A 16,576-nucleotide genomic window follows, 5' to 3' on the forward strand; every position below is an offset into this window, starting at 1 on the left:
TTTTTTGGCGTAGACTGAGTACCTTAAACGATTACCTACAGGTATAAGAGTTACAATGAACAACCTACTAACCTTACTTGAAGAGAAAAAAATTCAACTTAACGCCGATAAAACTCGCGTATTAAATAGTAGCGGTAAAAAAACGCAGGTTATTCCTCTTATTCACCAACGCGTTCTTTCCATTAAAGGTCCTGAGACTGAAAAATTCTTACAAGGACAACTGAGCTGTGACGTTAACAACGCTTTCAAGACAGGCAGCTCACTAGGCTCACACTGCAACATCAAAGGGCATATGTTAAGCCTATTTCGTCTACTTAAAGCAGGCAGTGAAGAAGCCTGGCTACGTATGAGCCAGGATATTTTTGAAAGCGCGACGGCGAACCTGCAAAAATATATGATTTTTTCCAAAGCTGAAGCTCAAGCAATTAGTCATACAATCTCAGGAATAGGCTTAGTCGGCCCAGGTGCTCAAACACTCATAGAACGCTGGTTTGGAAATAGCCCAAGTGAAACAAATAGTATCATCTCATTAAGTAACGGCCTTATTGTACGTGTTCCTGGAGATCGTTTTGAAATATGGATGGACGATGATGCAGTAACAGAGATAGTACGTCAGTTACCGGAAGAGGTTGGGATTGGCTCAACTAATGATTGGATCCTCAGTGAGATAGATGCTGGTATCCCTGATCTTAGAGCTGAAACCCAAGAAGCCTTTATTCCTCAAATGACAAATTTCCAAGTTTTCGCTGGCATTAGTTTCACTAAAGGTTGCTATACGGGCCAAGAGATCATTACCCGCTTACAGCATCGCGGACAGCTAAAAAAGCCTATGTATCTTGCTGAAGTATCAACTGATCAAGAACCGCAAGTAGGAGAAACAATCTCAGCACCCAATAAACCTAATGCGGGACGCGTTGTGCTTTCCGCTCAATGCGGTGAAAATAGATATAGAATCTTAGCCGTTATTGTGAAAAATTTAGCTGAGGAAGGCGCTTTATCACTGCATAACCAAGCAGTAGAGTTAAAAACACTCCCTTACACATTAGATCCCAAGCTTTTTCTCCCCAAATAAAAGTGCTCAATTAAATACCAACAGTTGACCTTGCCGTCAAATAGCGAGACACTTCTAGTATGGGATCAAACAACGCAAAGGGAGATGCGCGGGGATGAAGCGAACAACGAACACCCCGACTATACCATTACTACTTATCGGTATGACCGCAATACTTAGTATCCTGCTGCTTCTCTATATTCATGTCATCTCAAAAAGCACTAGCCAAAAATATGTTCCTTGGGTTGATGCCTCCATTGAAATAAAATTAGAAACAACCCTATCCCATCTTTGGTTCGAAGAAATTCTATCAGGTGATAGCGTTCGCTCCATCGACTCAGTCTATCATCACATCACTATGGCTAAGTGGTATGCCACAGCCATACTCGATGGCGGCAAAAATGATCAAGGCACTTATTACCCACTAAAAAATGCAGAGCTAAGGGCAAAAGTTAATAAGCTACTCTACTCTTTACAAAAATTTCATAATATTACAACCGTTCGCTACCAATTTCCTGACAAAAACTCAAAATCAGATCAGCAACTCGATGCTCTATTTGTTCAGATTATGGAAGACGCAGACCTGCTTGAAGTCGAATTAAAACAACATATCGCATCTGAAAACCATTCACAAAATGCACTTTTGTTTATGTTATTTATTGCGATATGCTTTATGTGCTTTATTTCTGCTTATTCAGTTTGGCGCTTTACCGATAATAGAACGCGTTATCTCAAACAATTATCCTCAGCCCATCATCAAATTTCAGAACAATATACCCAGTTAAAAACCCTTGCTCATACAGACCAGCTGACGGGTATCCCTAATAGAAAAATGTTAGAAACATTTGCTAATCAAGCGCTTAGCAAAGTAAACAGAGGAGATAAATGGCTATCCGTAACCTTCATAGATTTAGACTTTTTCAAACCAATTAACGATCAGTTTGGTCACAATGTAGGCGATAAAGTTCTTGTTAACTTTACTAAGGCCATCAAAGCTCAATTAAGAGAGGGAGATATCTTATCTCGCTTAGCGGGCGATGAATTTATTCTTCTTATCGAAGCAGACAGTGAAACTCAGCTTCACGAATCACTAAATCGCATAATTACACGTGTGCAACAGCAATTATTACAACCGATTTTAACAACACCCGTAGATATACATGTTAGATATAGTGCAGGATCCGCCGTCGCCCCTACAGACTCCACGGATTTTGAAACCCTAGTTCATTATGCCGATATTGCCATGTATGACAGCAAGAAAAATGGCCGCGGGCAGCATCATTACTACAGTGAGACAAACAGCTACCAAGAAGAGTTAGCGCTTGAGATGACTAAACCAGAGGCGGGAGCTGCCAGGTAATAATCAAACGCTTATGCTGAGCAAGATACTCATTCGCTTGACTAAAATGCCTGCAACCAAAAAAACCTCGGTAAGAAGAGAGCGGCGATGGATGCGGCGCCTTAAGCACTAAATGTCGATCTGTATCAATACAGCCCCCCTTCTTTTGCGCATAACTTCCCCACAAAAGAAAAACAATATGTTCACATCTATCATTGATAACTTGAATGATTTTATCAGTGAAATGCTCCCAGCCCTTGCCTTGATGAGAACCGGCTGCACCCTGCTCTACCGTCAGCACACTATTCAGCAACAGAACACCCTGCTTAGCCCAACTTTCTAGATAGCCATGGGAAACAGGTTCAACACCCAAATCGCTCTTTAACTCTTTATAAATATTTACCAATGAGGGAGGTATTTTCACCCCGGGCTGTACGGAAAAACACAAACCATGGGCCTGTCCAGGCTGATGGTAAGGGTCCTGCCCCAAAATAACGACTTTCACATCATCAAGCGGCGTTGATTCCAAAGCATGGAACCAATTAGACGAATGGGGGTAGATCACTTTCTGTTGATCTTTCTGCTCTTGTAAAAACTGTTTCAACTTCTGCATATAGGACTGATCGAACTCATCAGACAATACATTCTGCCAGCTTTTCGCACGCTCTAAGACCATAATCACCTATCCCCCACAATCTGTAAGTTGCTTACCTTTACGCATAGACGAATTCATAACTACACGGCCATGCCAAACCGAAAAATACCTGACTTTACCGGGCGCATGGGATACTACACCAGAAATAATAATGACCAAAAAATATATATTAGAATTCGGCTGTTCAAACCACCAAATCATCGTAGATAGCAAAAGCAGCTTAATACCTATAGCCGTACCTCTAAGCTGTAAAAGCCAGATGCCATCGGTATAAATCTCCAAACCGCTCATCACCAGACCACTCACAACGGTGAGATATAGAAACAACTGCCAAGACCCTATAGGCTGATGATACAAGTAAGCGCCCGCCAATCCACAAATACCAACCAGATGCAAAGTACGGCTAAGAATACTTATCCAGCGTTTCCCAGGGATGATCCGTTTTTTTATAGGAAAGAGCCAAGCCATCATATCCCTCATTAAAAAAGACGGAAAACAACCAAAAAAGCCCTCATAGAGGGCTTTTTAATCTTATAAATAACAAACTTTAAACTATGTCCGCGGGCGCATGGCAGGAAATAGAATCACATCACGGATCGAAGGCGAATCAGTAAATAGCATGACCAAACGGTCGATACCAATACCTTCCCCCGCAGTCGGTGGTAAGCCATATTCTAAAGCATTGATGTAGTCATCATCGTAATGCATTGCTTCATCATCACCTGCATCTTTTTCTGCCACTTGAGCACTAAAACGCTCTGCTTGGTCTTCTGAATCATTTAACTCGGAGAAACCATTAGCAAGCTCACGCCCTGCAACAAAGAACTCAAAGCGATCTGTAACAAACGGATTATCATCGCTACGACGGGCCAGCGGTGAGACCTCAGTTGGGTATTCAGTAATAAAGGTCGGTTGCTGAAGGCGATGTTCAACCGTTTTCTCAAAGATTTCGATCTGAACTTTACCTAAGCCCCAACTATCTTTAACTGCAATATCTAAACGCTCAGCTATTTGACGCGCCGCATGATCATCAGCCAGAGCTTCAGCAGTGATATCTTCATTAAAATGCAAGATAGAATCAAACACACTTAAACGCTGAAACGGCTTAGCCAGATCGTATTCAAAGGTTTCAAGGACTTCACCTTCATCATTACGAACCGTATTGATGATCGTTGTTGTACCTAACACCTCTTGTGCCACAGTACGCAGCATATTTTCGGTTAGGTCCATCAGATCATTGTAGTCAGCATAAGCCTGATAGAACTCAATCATAGTGAATTCTGGGTTATGACGCGTCGATAGACCTTCGTTACGGAAGTTACGGTTGATCTCAAAAACACGTTCAAAACCACCCACAACCAAACGCTTCAAATAAAGCTCAGGTGCAATACGAAGATACATATCACGATCGAGTGCGTTATGGTGGGTAATAAATGGCCGCGCAGTCGCTCCACCTGGAATAACCTGAAGCATTGGTGTTTCTGCTTCAATAAAACGACGTTCAGTAAGGAAATTACGAATACCGGATACAATTTTAGAACGCATTTCAAACACGTTACGTGAATCTTGATTAGTAATAAGATCAACATAACGCTGACGGTAACGAATTTCAGTATCCTGCAAACCTTTATGTTTATCCGGTAGTGGACGTAGGTTTTTAGTTAATAACTGGTATTCCCCCATATCGACATAAAGGTCACCTTTACCTGACTTATGCAGTACACCCGTAACACCAATAATATCACCAAGATCTAAACGCTTAGCAAACTTACGCGCCTCTTTATTGACATAAAACTGCACACGGCCTGTCATATCTTGAACCACGCCAAATGCGCCACGATTAAGCATTACACGACCAGCAATACTAACGGTAATCGCTGCTTCTTCCAGCTCTTCCTTAGTCTTATCGCCGTACTGATCTTGTAAGTCCTGAGCGTAAGAATCACGACGGAAGTTATTTGGAAATGCATTCCCCTCTTCACGAAGCGCATTTAGTTTTTCTCGGCGCTCTGCAATCAGGCGGTTCTCATCTTGCTTCTGATTATTGTCAGACATCGGTGGTAAACCTTTAAATTTGTTAACTAATAGCCCTACCCGAAAGGAAGAACTTAGCTGTTAGAGTTTAAGGCGCAAAACCTATCCCTGTAACAAACGCTATAACCTCAAGAGATCTGTTTACAATCCAGCTTTTAAACTTGCTTCGATAAATAGATCTAGATCGCCATCCAGTACCTTGTCACAGTTGGAACTCTGCACATTGGTACGTAGATCCTTGATACGCTGATCATCTAAAACGTAAGAACGAATCTGGCTACCCCAGCCAATATCCGCTTTTGAATCTTCTAGTTCTTGCGCTGCTTCACTGCGTTTTAACATCTCCATCTCATAGAGTTTTGCACGCAGCTGCTTCATACAAGTGTCTTTGTTTTGATGCTGTGAACGCTGGCTCTGACTCTGCACAACAACACCTGATGGTTCATGGGTAATACGTACAGCAGATTCCGTTCTGTTTACATGCTGTCCACCCGCACCCGAGGCACGGTAAACATCAACACGTAGATCCGCAGGGTTAATATCGATCTCTACGTTATCGTCAATCTCCGGCGAGACAAATACCGAAGAAAAGGAAGTATGACGACGGCCACCAGAATCAAAAGGTGATTTTCGTACCAAACGGTGAACACCCGTCTCTGTACGAAGCCAACCAAATGCATATTCACCCTGAAAACGAATCGTAGCGGATTTAATCCCCGCCACATCACCCGCTGAGCACTCCAACAATTCAGTTTTAAAACCTTTATCTTCACCCCAGCGCAGATACATACGCAACATCATCTCAGCCCAGTCTTGAGCTTCTGTGCCACCTGAACCTGACTGAATATCCAGAAAGGCATTATTAGGATCCGCTTCACCAGAAAACATACGACGAAATTCAAGCTTCTGTAGACGTTCCATCATGGCCGCCACATCATTTTCGACTTCACCGACCGTATCTTCATCATCTTCTTCGACGGCCATATCCAGCAGGTCTCGAGTATCTTCAACACCCGCAGTAAGGTCGTCAATTGTTTCAACAACCATCTCAAGTGCTGAGCGTTCTTTACCTAGCTGTTGAGCATTTTCTGGATTATCCCAAACAGCAGGATCTTCTAGCTCACGAGTCACCTCTTCTAGGCGCTCTTTTTTACCTTCATAATCAAGAAAACCGCGCAATTCGTTCGCGCGTTCGCTAATATCTTTTAAGGCATTGAGAATCGGGTTAATTTCCATGATAAAAATCGTAGACGACCGTTTGAAAAAGTGCGGTATTTTATCGAAATTAAGCATATAACACTACCAATTTCGACCCTATCTACGCTTTAATTGCCTTTAAAATGAAATTCTCGACTCAAACTAGCATCACACAGAAACAAAGATTTAGAATAAGCTTATTCAGTAACTACGGAATCAAAGATGCTTAGTAAAAAAATTCTGTTACTCTGCACACTTATTTTTGCACCCCATCTATATGCGTCTACAGGCGCCCCCCCTCTAATATTATCCGATATGACCGGATCAATTTTTGGTATTTTAGCACTGATTATTTTTGTTATCGGTTATATTTTTGTACTCGGGGAGGAGTTTATCCACCTTCGAAAATCAAAACCAATTATGGTGGCGGCAGGATTGATCTGGTTATTAACCGGTATCGCCTACTCTCTTAGTGGCGACGAATTCACAGCGGGATTAGCCGTAAAGCAATACATTCTTGAATATGCCGAGCTATTTCTATTTCTATTAGCCGCTATGACATTTATCACCACAATGGAGGAGCGATTAGTATTCGCAGCACTTCGGTCTTGGCTTGTTGTGCAAAGCTTCTCCTTAAGAAAGATCTATTGGATTACTGGGCTACTCGCGTTTTTTATCTCACCTATAGCTGACAACCTTTCAACAGCGCTACTCATGGGCGCTGTCGTGCTCGTCGTAGGTAATTCATACCATCATTTTGTTACTGTCGGTTGTATCAATATTGTTATTGCCGCCAATGCAGGAGGGGCATTCAGCCCGTTCGGTGATATTACAACACTTATGGTTTGGCAAAAGGGGCTGGTTCAATTTGAGGAGTTTTTACTACTTTTCTTCCCTGCATTAATTACTTGGTTTATACCTGCACTCATTATGAATAGAGTGATTGAGGATGGCCCACCATCCGGCGAAACAAACCTCCTTCATATGAAGAAAGGTGCTATTACAATTATCTTTATTTTCCTCTTCACGATTGTCCTCTCCGTACTGTCGCACAGCATTTTACACTTGCCTCCTGTACTCGGCATGATGACTGGGTTAGGGATACTGAAATTATTTGGCTTCTACATCAGTAAACAAGCCCCTATCGTCCAAGAACAAGGGCATATCCACAACTTTCAAGCTGAAAATATGCAAAGCCACGAACAGAGCAAAGGTGATAACGCTGATGTTATTCGCCGTTTCAATATATTCAACGTTGTTGAGCGCTCCTCATGGGACACACTTATGTTTTTCTATGGAGTTGTACTCTGTGTAGGTGGGCTCGCAACGTTAGGCTACCTTACACTGTTATCTGAATTTATGTATAACGGCTTAGGCGCCACAACAGCCAATATACTCGTAGGGGTCGCCTCAGCATTGATAGATAATATTCCTGTTATGTTTGCAGTATTGAGCATGGAACCCGATATGAACGTGCAACAGTGGTTACTCGTCACACTAACTGCCGGTATTGGTGGTTCACTTCTTTCTGTAGGTTCAGCAGCAGGAATAGCGCTTATGGGACAAGCCCAAGGTGTTTACACTTTTATGAGCCACCTGAAGTGGAGCTGGGCAATATTGATCGGTTATAGCTTTGGTATATTAACCCACCTATATATTAGCGGGTTAATATAGGAAGCACTCATAACGTATAACAATCAACGTTAAAGCATATCAAACTCAGCAAGGACTTGTTGTGACCATTGCTCAACCCGCGCAAAGGTTTCACCGTGCTGACAATCTTCATCGATTGCCAAACCGACAAACTGGCAACCATCTTCAGTTAACGCTTTAGATTCATCAAAACTATAGCCTTCGATAGGCCAGTACCCGACCATCTCAGCACCTTGTGCTTTTAGAAGATTGTGGAGCAACCCCATCGCATCAAGAAACCATTCGCCATAACCAATTTGATCGCCCAAACCAAATACAGCGCAGGTCTTACCTGCAACATTAGCGTTTTCTGCAATCTCCCATAAATCAGCCCAATCTTCCTGCAACTCCCCAAAATCCCAAGTAGGGATTCCTAAAATAAGGTACTGATAATCAGAGATACTATCTAAACCATCAGCGGCAATATCGATCCGATCAATTTTATCAAACCCTATATTTTCAGCGATAAGATCCGCAATGCTTTCAGTATTTCCTGTTGTCGAACCATAAAAAAGACCAATCGGTGCTGTCATTCTTTATACCTTACCCCAGACAAACAAAAAGCAGCCCTTGGCTGCTTTTATGAATGATAACAAATTACTTATTAAAAGCATCAAAAGCTGAATGTGCAATTTCTTCAATTTCTATTCTTGCATCTTGCAAGGCTTTCAAATTTTGATCACTGGCGCTTTTAATTGTTGCTTCAAGATCTCGTGCATAACTCTTTTGAAGATCAACAAGATCCCTCGGCGACTGGCATTTTTGCATCTCTTGTGTCTGTTGTATAGTTGCATCAATACAAGATTTAGTACACGCCATCTGCTGCCGAGTTAGCTCCTCCAACATTTTCGTTTGTATATTAACCAGCTCCCTAAAAGGCCCTATTGAATCTGATATTTTCTTATTCATGTCTTGGAACATAACAACTTCCTCTACCCTACCGCCAGAAGCACAACTATTTAACGCCGTTTATAATTCACATAATGTACGCATGACTTATTTCTTTAATCACTTATAATAAAGCACTCTATCATTGAAATGGCAAAGCTTATCTTGCCCTTATGATACCAAATAACAATATTAAGGATGTAGAAAATGCGCCTATTACACACCATGTTACGTGTCACAGATTTACAAAAATCGATAGATTTCTACACCAATATATTAGGAATGCAGCTTTTACGCAGCAAGGATTACCCAGAAGGTCGTTTCTCCCTTACCTTTTTAGGCTACGGTGACGAATCTGAAACCACAGCACTAGAATTAACCCACAACTGGGACACTGACAGCTATGATTTAGGTAATGCATATGGGCATATCGCGATTGAAGTAGACGATGTGTACAAAGCCTGCGAAAAAATAAAAAGTAAGGGCGGCGAGATCGTTCGCGAAGCAGGACCTATGAAAAACAGTACAACGATACTTGCCTTTGCCAAAGATCCTGATGGCTACATGATCGAACTACTCGACAAAACAAGGAACGACTAAGTCGATCACCTCCAAACAGATATAAAATATCAACTCTACAGCGATTAGCTTTATCGCTGTAGAGAATACCTCCTATACCGATAAAAAACGCCTAGCAATTACTCCTCTCAACGGATCAAAGCCTATATTCAAACCTCTCTCAAATACCGAATAAGCCTTAATTACCAACAATTGCAGTCTTACTTTATAGACGTGGATCATTAAGCAGAACAGTAGCAACGATATTATTAAAGTTTACTAAACAACAAAGGTCGCCGTTTTATAAATTGCATATAAAATTCACCTTTATATTCATAAGATATGAAAATTTGTCTTCAATAGGGTTATAATTACCCACCTCTCTCGAATCCTAACGACATTTAAAGTGAGCGATACTCGATGAAGAAACAAATCCTTTTAGCTGCAGGTTTGATGCTAAGCATTAGCACAACCCAACTAATAGCAGCTGATCTAGGCAAAGGCACAATAGCTTTTGACAACAAAGATTACACTACTGCGTTTAATGAGCTAAATTCGTTGGCTAAGGAAGGCAACCAAGATGCTATGAACATGGTTGGCCAAATGTATGAAAATGGCTGGGGTGTTGATAAAGACATTAAAAAAGCACGCCGCTTCTATAAACGTGGCGCTGCTTCAGGTCATATGGGCTGCGTCAACAGCTTGCGCGCCTTAAAAGACCAGGAATATAAAAAAGAATTAGTCACAGTCATCCCAGCAGCAGAAGCTGGAGATGCTACAGCACAAAACCGTCTAGGAGAGATGGCGGAATTTGGCTACGGCATGAAACGAGATCCAAACTTAGCAATTCAATGGTATAAACAAGCCGCTGACCAAGGCTTAGTTGCTGCACAACATAATATTGGACGCTGCTACAATTTTGGCACTGGCGTAGAACAAGACTTTGCCGAAGCTGAACATTGGTATCGCAAAGCAGCAGAACAAGGCCACACCGATGCAATGTTCTTTTTAGGTACTCTTTACTCCAATAATCATGGGACACAAGCAGACCAGAACACCAACGTTCTAGCTTATGCATGGATGCATAATGCAGCAGAACTTGGTAACCGCACAGCAGTGGCTATCGAGAAACGCTTAGTTATGAAACTGAATGAAAGTGAGTTGAGCGATGCAAAACAATTAGCGGCAACTTACCGCCATGAGTACGTCGGCAAATAAACTTCATATCGAAAAAGGCGATCTTATGATCGCCTTTATTATTTTATAAGGCCCCATTTATTTTAAAGAAACACTAAGCTGATTTTATTTCATTCAAGATCACTATTGATTGATGATATAATGATCAACTAATACTGATAGATACCCTCTTGATAAACAGGAACGATCTTTCACCCCAAGCCGCTGCCCTTATAATATGAATAAACCTTATGAATAGCGTGAAAACGCCCTCTACAGCTACGTTCAATATCTCGCCTAATCGCACACGCAAAGCAGCGATAGTAATGTTTGCTGCAAGCTTGTTTATCTATAGTTTGTATTGGCTAAACACCTATGAATCCAACAAGCTTATGTGGCTTATGTTTATAGGCGGACTATTAGGACTTTCTCTCTATCATGCTTCATTTGGCTTCACCACAGCTTGGCGAAATTTCATCATCAACCGTCGAGGTCGCGGCCTTAGAGCGCAGATGGTTATGCTTGCCGTGACAGTATGTCTATTCTTCCCTGCATTAAATGCAGGTGCGCTTTTTGGCGAAGAGGTTAGAGGTTATATCCGCCCATTAGGCTCTTCAGTCCTTATAGGCGCATTTATCTTTGGTATTGGCATGCAACTAGGTAACGGCTGTGCATCAGGCAACCTTTATCATGCCGGCGGTGGTCAAGTACGCGCGATACCAAGCATGATCGGCTTTGTCATAGGCGGGTTATGGGCAACAGCAGACTATGAATGGTGGATGGAGTTACCGCAATTAGCTCCCGTATCTCTGATTGAACAAGCAGGGGTTGTCGGTGCAATTATCCTTAACCTCACTCTCTTTGCCGGGATTGCAGGAATGACTATCTGGCTAGAAAAACGTTCCCATGGCCACATAGAAAAGGACAAAACATTCAATAATATAAAAAATTGGCGGCGCTACCTGCAAGGTCCCTGGCCTTTTATTTGGGGAGCTCTCGCCTTAGCCTTATTAAACTTTTCCACACTGGCACTAACCGGCCGCCCATGGGCCGTTGCAGTAGCCTATCCGCTTTGGGGTGCAAAACTTGCGATGCTTCTCGAAATGGAACTAGAATTCGATTTTTGGACTTACTGGCTACAACCGGGAAGAGAAACAGCTCTAAGCCAACCCCTTACCAGCGATATTAATTCAGTAATGAACGCGGGTGTATTACTCGGTGCCTTTTTTGCCGCAGCAATAGCGGGTAAATTTTCCTTCGAGTGGCGTTTACCTTTACTACATTGGGTCGCAGCCATTTTAGGTGGATTGATGCTAGGTTATGGCGCTACTATAGCCTTTGGCTGTAATATTGGCGCCTATTTTAGCGGTATAGCCTCTGGTAGTTTACATGGCTGGCTATGGCTAGTTGCAGCCTTTGCAGGGAGCTATATAGGCAGCCACCTACGCCCCTTGTTTAAATTAGATAAAAAAACATCAACGCGTAGCTCGTGTTAAAGACACTTATCACTTTTCAATAATTAAGATTAAAGCGGTACCCAACCTGATGTCACGTTCATTTAAAGAAACATATTCCGATATAAAAGTTGCCAGCCCCATCAAACGTTTAGGCGCTTTTGTTTATGACATGATGCTAATTATCGCCTTACTTATGGTTTCCACCGGCATTATCACTATGGGATTTAATCAAGGGGAATCCGTCCAAGGCCCCCTCTTCCAATCCTTCCTTTTTATTTTGGTCTACCTGTTTTTATCTTTTTTCTGGATGAGAAACGGCCAAACATTAGGCATGCTTGCCTGGCGTTTGCGTGTTCAAACCACAGAAGGAGAACGCCTAAATGCTAAACAATGCTTACTTCGATATATCGTAGGTATACTTTCCCTATTAGCGGGAGGTGCGGGATTTTTATGGATGTTCATCAACAAACAAAAAATGACATGGCACGACTTAGCCTCAGGCACCCATGTTATTGAACTGCCTAAGCGCGCTAAGATCTTAGAATAAACACTAATGAGCTATGGCTTAGCTAAATAATCCACAGCTCATGACAGAGTTACTTAGCTCTATTAAGTAACCAAAAACCAAGCCCTATACAGATCAAAATCGGCAACAACACAGCGACTAAAGGCGAAAAGCCAAAAACTGCACTAGTTGGCCCTAAAACATCTTGGCTTAACTTAAAGGTCAAACCCACAATAATTCCGGTTATCAAGCGCTGCCCTAATGTAACACTGCGTAAAGGACCAAAAATAAAAGACACTGCAACAATAACCAAGGCAAAAATAGCAACAGGAAGTAGCAATTTACTCCAGAAAGCAACACGATATTGCGAAGAAGCTAACCCCTGCTCATCCAGATAATCCCCGTAAGAAAGTAATCCAGCCATAGATAAATTGGAGGGTTCAATCATCACCACTTTAAGCAACTCAGGTGTTAAACCGCTCGGCCAAACCTCTTCTTTCAGTATAGATGTTTCCAGTTGTGCTGTAGCGGGATCGCTGCCATCAACATTGTCTGGAAAGCGAGTTTCTTTAATATTCGATAGAAGCCAATCTTTGCCATCATAACGCGCCTCTTTTGCAAAACTGGCACGTGCTAAGCTCAAATCCTCATTAAATTCATAACGGGTTAAGCCACGTACAGAGCCATCAGGGATAACCGCATTAATATGTAGAAAGGTCATCTCATCTCTATGCCAAACATGGCTTGCATCACTAATCGCTGAGTTCCCTGTAAGCATCACCTGACGATGACTTTGCGCGCTCTGCTCACTTTGCGGCACAACCAACTCGCCCAAACTCAGAGCCAGAACAATAATCAACAGAACCGGCTTCATCACTGAGAGAATAATCCCAAATGTTGAAATACCTGCCGCACGCATAACAGTAAGCTCAGAACTGGAGGCCAAAATACCAAGACCTAACAAGCAACCAATCAAGCTAGAAAGGGGGATAAATTCATAAAACCTGCGGGGCGCAGTTAACATCACATATTCAACGGCAGCAGCAAAAGTATAGTCGCCGCCAACATCCTTAACCTCCTCAACTAAAGCGAAGAGCATATCTAAACCAGCAACCACGAGCAGAACAATAAGGAAGCCACCTAGTACATGACGAGCCACATAAAGATCTAAAATTTTCATGAGCTTTTCTTCCACAACATACTTAACGTCGGCATAGGTATCTGGTTGTATAACCTACTCCAGAAAGCACCAAACAAAATCATATTGAAAGCAAAGGCCGCAAAAACAAAGTGTACTAACCAGATCAGAATAGGAGAACTCTGCCCCTCACCCACCTTACTCGTAATGCTACTAAGAACAGAGATGTAAACTAAATAGATAAGAATAGAGGGCACTAAACGGGCAAAGCGCCCTTGTCTAGGATTTACACGACTTAAAGGCACAGCCAAAAGCGTTACAACAATAGCTAATACAGGCAAAGATAAGCGCCAATTTAATTGCGCACGATATTTTGGCTCATCTGAATTCCAAAGTACCGATGTAGGCAAGGCTTCAATTTTATCATAACGAATTTCATTATCTTTCCGCGTGATTTCGCTACCATACTTCTGGAATCCTAACTCAACAAAATCACCAGAACCGGGCGAACCTTCATAACGAAAACCATCTTCCAAGACAACAAAACGCTGATCTCGTTCTTTATCAAGCAATGTGTCTCCACTAGCGGCCAAGGTGACTCGCGTACGATTGTTACTTTTATTCTTATCGGAGATAAACGTCATACCGAGCAAGCCATCGCTTGTAACAGAATCGGTGTAGGTAACACGCGCACTGCTACTTTGACGCTGAAAACGCCCTGGTACCAAGCTCTCTAATTCACTGCGACTTTCCTGCTCATCAAAAATTTTATTTGTTTCTGATGCACCATAAGGCGATATAAAAATAGCCAAGCAGCCCACAATCAAAGCTATAAACAGCGCGGGTCCCATAGAGTAACCGATTAAACGTCGACGACTCATTCCACAAGCCTCTAAAACGGTCATCTCACTTTCAAGATAAAGGCGTCCATAGCCTAACAAAAAGCCTAAAAACAAACCTAAAGGCAAGATCAGCTCAAGAAAACTAGGTAAACGATAAAAGATAAGAGAAAATAGAACATTAGGATCTAACTCACCAACAGCCGCCTTCGATAAATACCGAACAAAGCGCCCACTCATAATAATAAACAGCAGCACAGAACTGACAGCAAGCATGCTGAACAAAACTTCACGTGCTAAATAGCGAAAAACGATCACTCTATGTCCTTAATGAAAACTGTTACTGACCCAAAAATGGTTTATATTATTAGGCTTTGACAGTAAATAAAGCAGATTGCCACAAGAAATTGCCTACTTATTTTAAAAACCGATATGGAAAATCTATTTAGTATCAGGTCACACACCTATATAGTAGCCAACATTATCCTTTAATCTGCGGACAATGTCTTGTGCAGACGCATACACGCCTCAAGTTGGAGCCAATATGGATTTTGAAATTGTAAACGGTGATATCGCATCACTTGAAACCGAATGTCTAATTATCGCTGTAGAAGCGGATTCTACTCTTTCACCTGCAGCCAAAGCAGCTGACACAGCAAGCTCGGGCTATATTAGTGAGATTTTAAAGGGTGGCGATATAAGTGGTAAAAACGCAGAAAGCTTATTACTACATAAAGTACCTGGCCTCGCGGCCAAACGTGTACTACTACTGGGCTTTGGCAAAAAAGATGAACGCAATAACCGCAACTTCCGCAAAATAATCACTGCGGCAATGAGCATCGTAAAAAGCACAGGAGTAAGCAACGTAACGTTTGCCTTAGATTGCACCCTGACAGACGATGCTGATCAGTACCGCCAACTACGCCACCTGGTTGAATGGAGTGGAGCTGAGCTTTACAGCTACGATGAGACAAAAAGCAAAAAAGCAGATCCATTAAAATTAGAGCAGATCGGTATTCTGGTTAACGAAGAAATTTCTGATATAGCGGAAACCGCCCTATTAGATGGAACCGCTATTGTTAACGGAATGAGCATCGCGCGTGACCTTGGCAACCTGCCAGGAAACATATGTACGCCTACTTATCTTGCTGAACAAGCCCTTGAACTAGATGATGAATTTGAAGACCTAACAGCGACCATCGTTGATGAAGAGGAAATGGCTGAGTTAGGTATGCACTGCCTTCTATCCGTAGGCACGGGTAGCGCACAGCCTTCAAAATTAGTGGTTATGGAATACAAAGGTGGTCCAGAAGGTGAAAAGCCACATGTACTCGTCGGCAAAGGCGTGACCTTTGATACCGGCGGCATCTCACTAAAACCAGGCGGCGGCATGGATGAGATGAAATATGACATGTGTGGTGCGGCCAGCGTATTTGGAGCAATGACAGCTGTATGTGAAATGGCCCTACCGATCAATGTTGTAGGTATTGTTGCAGCGGCAGAAAATATGCCGAGCGGTAACGCAACTAAGCCCGGTGATATAGTAACCACAATGTCGGGTCAAACAGTAGAGATCCTAAACACCGATGCAGAAGGTCGATTAGTACTATGTGATGCGCTAACTTATGCAGGTCGTTTCGAACCAGCATCTGTGGTAGATATTGCAACCTTAACGGGTGCTTGCATCATCGCTCTGGGCCATCACGCGACCGGGGTACTAACGAACACTGACGATTTAGCCCAAGAGCTGATCGAAGCCAGTAATCAAGCCGCTGATAAAGCGTGGCAGTTGCCTTTATGGGATGAGTTCCAAGAACAGCTTGATTCTAACTTTGCTGATATTGCAAACATTGGTGGTCGCCCAGGTGGTACTATCACTGCAGCATGTTTCCTATCTCGCTTTACTAAAGAGTATCGCTGGGCGCATTTAGATATTGCGGGTGTCGCATGGCACAGCGGAGGCAAAGCCAAAGGTGCCACTGGTCGCTGCGTTCCTCTTTTGACCCAATACTTGCTCAATCAAGCAACTGAAGAATAAGGTCTAGAG

Annotated in this window: 16 protein-coding genes; 8 read left to right on the top strand and 8 right to left on the bottom strand. The window is 42.5% G+C overall.

Features of this window, described 5'->3' with window-relative positions; all coding sequences use genetic code 11:
* Positions 1-55: 55 nt before the first annotated feature.
* Positions 56-1,072: a YgfZ/GcvT domain-containing protein gene (locus ACOQOE_RS15085; protein ID WP_067865900.1), complete on the top strand. Its 1,017-nt coding sequence runs from the start codon at positions 56-58 to the stop codon at positions 1,070-1,072.
* Positions 1,073-1,166: 94 nt separating this feature from the next.
* Positions 1,167-2,411 carry a GGDEF domain-containing protein gene (locus tag ACOQOE_RS15090; protein WP_420554372.1) on the top strand — a complete coding sequence of 415 codons (1,245 nt, stop codon included), beginning with the start codon at positions 1,167-1,169 and terminating at the stop codon, positions 2,409-2,411.
* On the opposite strand, the gene ung is transcribed toward ACOQOE_RS15090, so the two are convergent.
* The 4 genes from ung to prfB form a co-directional block, all read right to left on the bottom strand.
* Entirely contained in the window at positions 2,383-3,066 is a 684-nt protein-coding gene (ung, locus tag ACOQOE_RS15095; protein WP_420555489.1) for a uracil-DNA glycosylase, read from the bottom strand. The genes ACOQOE_RS15090 and ung overlap by 29 nt on opposite strands.
* A 6-nt stretch (positions 3,067-3,072) precedes the next feature.
* Positions 3,073-3,516, bottom strand: a complete 444-nt coding sequence (locus tag ACOQOE_RS15100) for a hypothetical protein (protein ID WP_231867963.1) — start codon at positions 3,514-3,516, stop codon at positions 3,073-3,075.
* An 81-nt stretch (positions 3,517-3,597) separates the two neighbouring features.
* Positions 3,598-5,100, bottom strand: coding sequence for a lysine--tRNA ligase (gene lysS, locus ACOQOE_RS15105; protein WP_067865896.1), 1,503 nt, complete (start codon positions 5,098-5,100; stop codon positions 3,598-3,600).
* A 120-nt stretch (positions 5,101-5,220) separates the two neighbouring features.
* On the bottom strand, positions 5,221-6,315 hold the full coding sequence (prfB, locus tag ACOQOE_RS15110) for a peptide chain release factor 2 (protein ID WP_420555490.1): 1,095 nt from the start codon (positions 6,313-6,315) through the stop codon (positions 5,221-5,223).
* Positions 6,316-6,498: 183 nt separating this feature from the next.
* Here prfB and nhaD point away from each other — a divergent pair, with 183 nt between their 5' ends.
* Positions 6,499-7,950, top strand: coding sequence for a sodium:proton antiporter NhaD (nhaD, locus tag ACOQOE_RS15115; RefSeq protein WP_067865894.1), 1,452 nt, complete (start codon positions 6,499-6,501; stop codon positions 7,948-7,950).
* 29 nt (positions 7,951-7,979) lie between these two features.
* On the opposite strand, the gene fldB is transcribed toward nhaD, so the two are convergent.
* Together fldB and ACOQOE_RS15125 are read right to left on the bottom strand one after the other, a co-directional pair.
* Positions 7,980-8,501 carry a flavodoxin FldB gene (fldB, locus tag ACOQOE_RS15120; RefSeq protein ID WP_067865891.1) on the bottom strand — a complete coding sequence of 174 codons (522 nt, stop codon included), beginning with the start codon at positions 8,499-8,501 and terminating at the stop codon, positions 7,980-7,982.
* 64 nt (positions 8,502-8,565) lie between these two features.
* Positions 8,566-8,889 (bottom strand): phasin family protein, encoded by a 324-nt coding sequence (locus tag ACOQOE_RS15125; RefSeq protein WP_067865888.1) that lies wholly within the window; start codon positions 8,887-8,889, stop codon positions 8,566-8,568.
* Positions 8,890-9,063: 174 nt separating this feature from the next.
* On the opposite strand from ACOQOE_RS15125, the gene gloA reads away from it, so the two are divergent.
* The 4 genes from gloA (at position 9,064) to ACOQOE_RS15145 (ending at position 12,594) form a co-directional block, all read left to right on the top strand.
* Positions 9,064-9,456 carry a lactoylglutathione lyase gene (gene gloA, locus ACOQOE_RS15130; RefSeq protein ID WP_067865885.1) on the top strand — a complete coding sequence of 131 codons (393 nt, stop codon included), beginning with the start codon at positions 9,064-9,066 and terminating at the stop codon, positions 9,454-9,456.
* Positions 9,457-9,834: 378 nt separating this feature from the next.
* Positions 9,835-10,632, top strand: coding sequence for a tetratricopeptide repeat protein (locus ACOQOE_RS15135; RefSeq protein ID WP_067865882.1), 798 nt, complete (start codon positions 9,835-9,837; stop codon positions 10,630-10,632).
* Positions 10,633-10,841: 209 nt separating this feature from the next.
* The gene (locus tag ACOQOE_RS15140) at positions 10,842-12,086 is read left to right on the top strand and encodes a YeeE/YedE family protein (RefSeq protein ID WP_067865879.1); all 1,245 of its coding nucleotides are present in this window, start codon (positions 10,842-10,844) and stop codon (positions 12,084-12,086) included.
* Positions 12,087-12,135: 49 nt separating this feature from the next.
* Complete coding sequence (locus ACOQOE_RS15145) at positions 12,136-12,594, top strand: RDD family protein (RefSeq protein ID WP_067865876.1); 459 nt, start codon at positions 12,136-12,138, stop codon at positions 12,592-12,594.
* 49 nt (positions 12,595-12,643) lie between these two features.
* Here the strand turns inward: ACOQOE_RS15145 and lptG are convergent, their stop codons facing one another.
* Both lptG and lptF read right to left on the bottom strand, forming a co-directional pair.
* Positions 12,644-13,732 (bottom strand): LPS export ABC transporter permease LptG, encoded by a 1,089-nt coding sequence (gene lptG / locus ACOQOE_RS15150; RefSeq protein ID WP_067865873.1) that lies wholly within the window; start codon positions 13,730-13,732, stop codon positions 12,644-12,646.
* Positions 13,729-14,847 carry an LPS export ABC transporter permease LptF gene (gene lptF, locus ACOQOE_RS15155; protein WP_420554373.1) on the bottom strand — a complete coding sequence of 373 codons (1,119 nt, stop codon included), beginning with the start codon at positions 14,845-14,847 and terminating at the stop codon, positions 13,729-13,731. Before lptF ends, lptG begins: the two co-directional genes overlap by 4 nt.
* 226 nt (positions 14,848-15,073) lie before the next feature.
* Between lptF and ACOQOE_RS15160 the strand changes: the two genes are divergently transcribed.
* Complete coding sequence (locus ACOQOE_RS15160; protein ID WP_067865869.1) at positions 15,074-16,567, top strand: leucyl aminopeptidase; 1,494 nt, start codon at positions 15,074-15,076, stop codon at positions 16,565-16,567.
* Positions 16,568-16,576: the final 9 nt, after the last annotated feature.

Origin of the sequence: Neptuniibacter marinus, from assembly GCF_965223595.1 — a bacterium.
Classification (GTDB): domain Bacteria; phylum Pseudomonadota; class Gammaproteobacteria; order Pseudomonadales; family Balneatricaceae; genus Neptuniibacter; species Neptuniibacter marinus.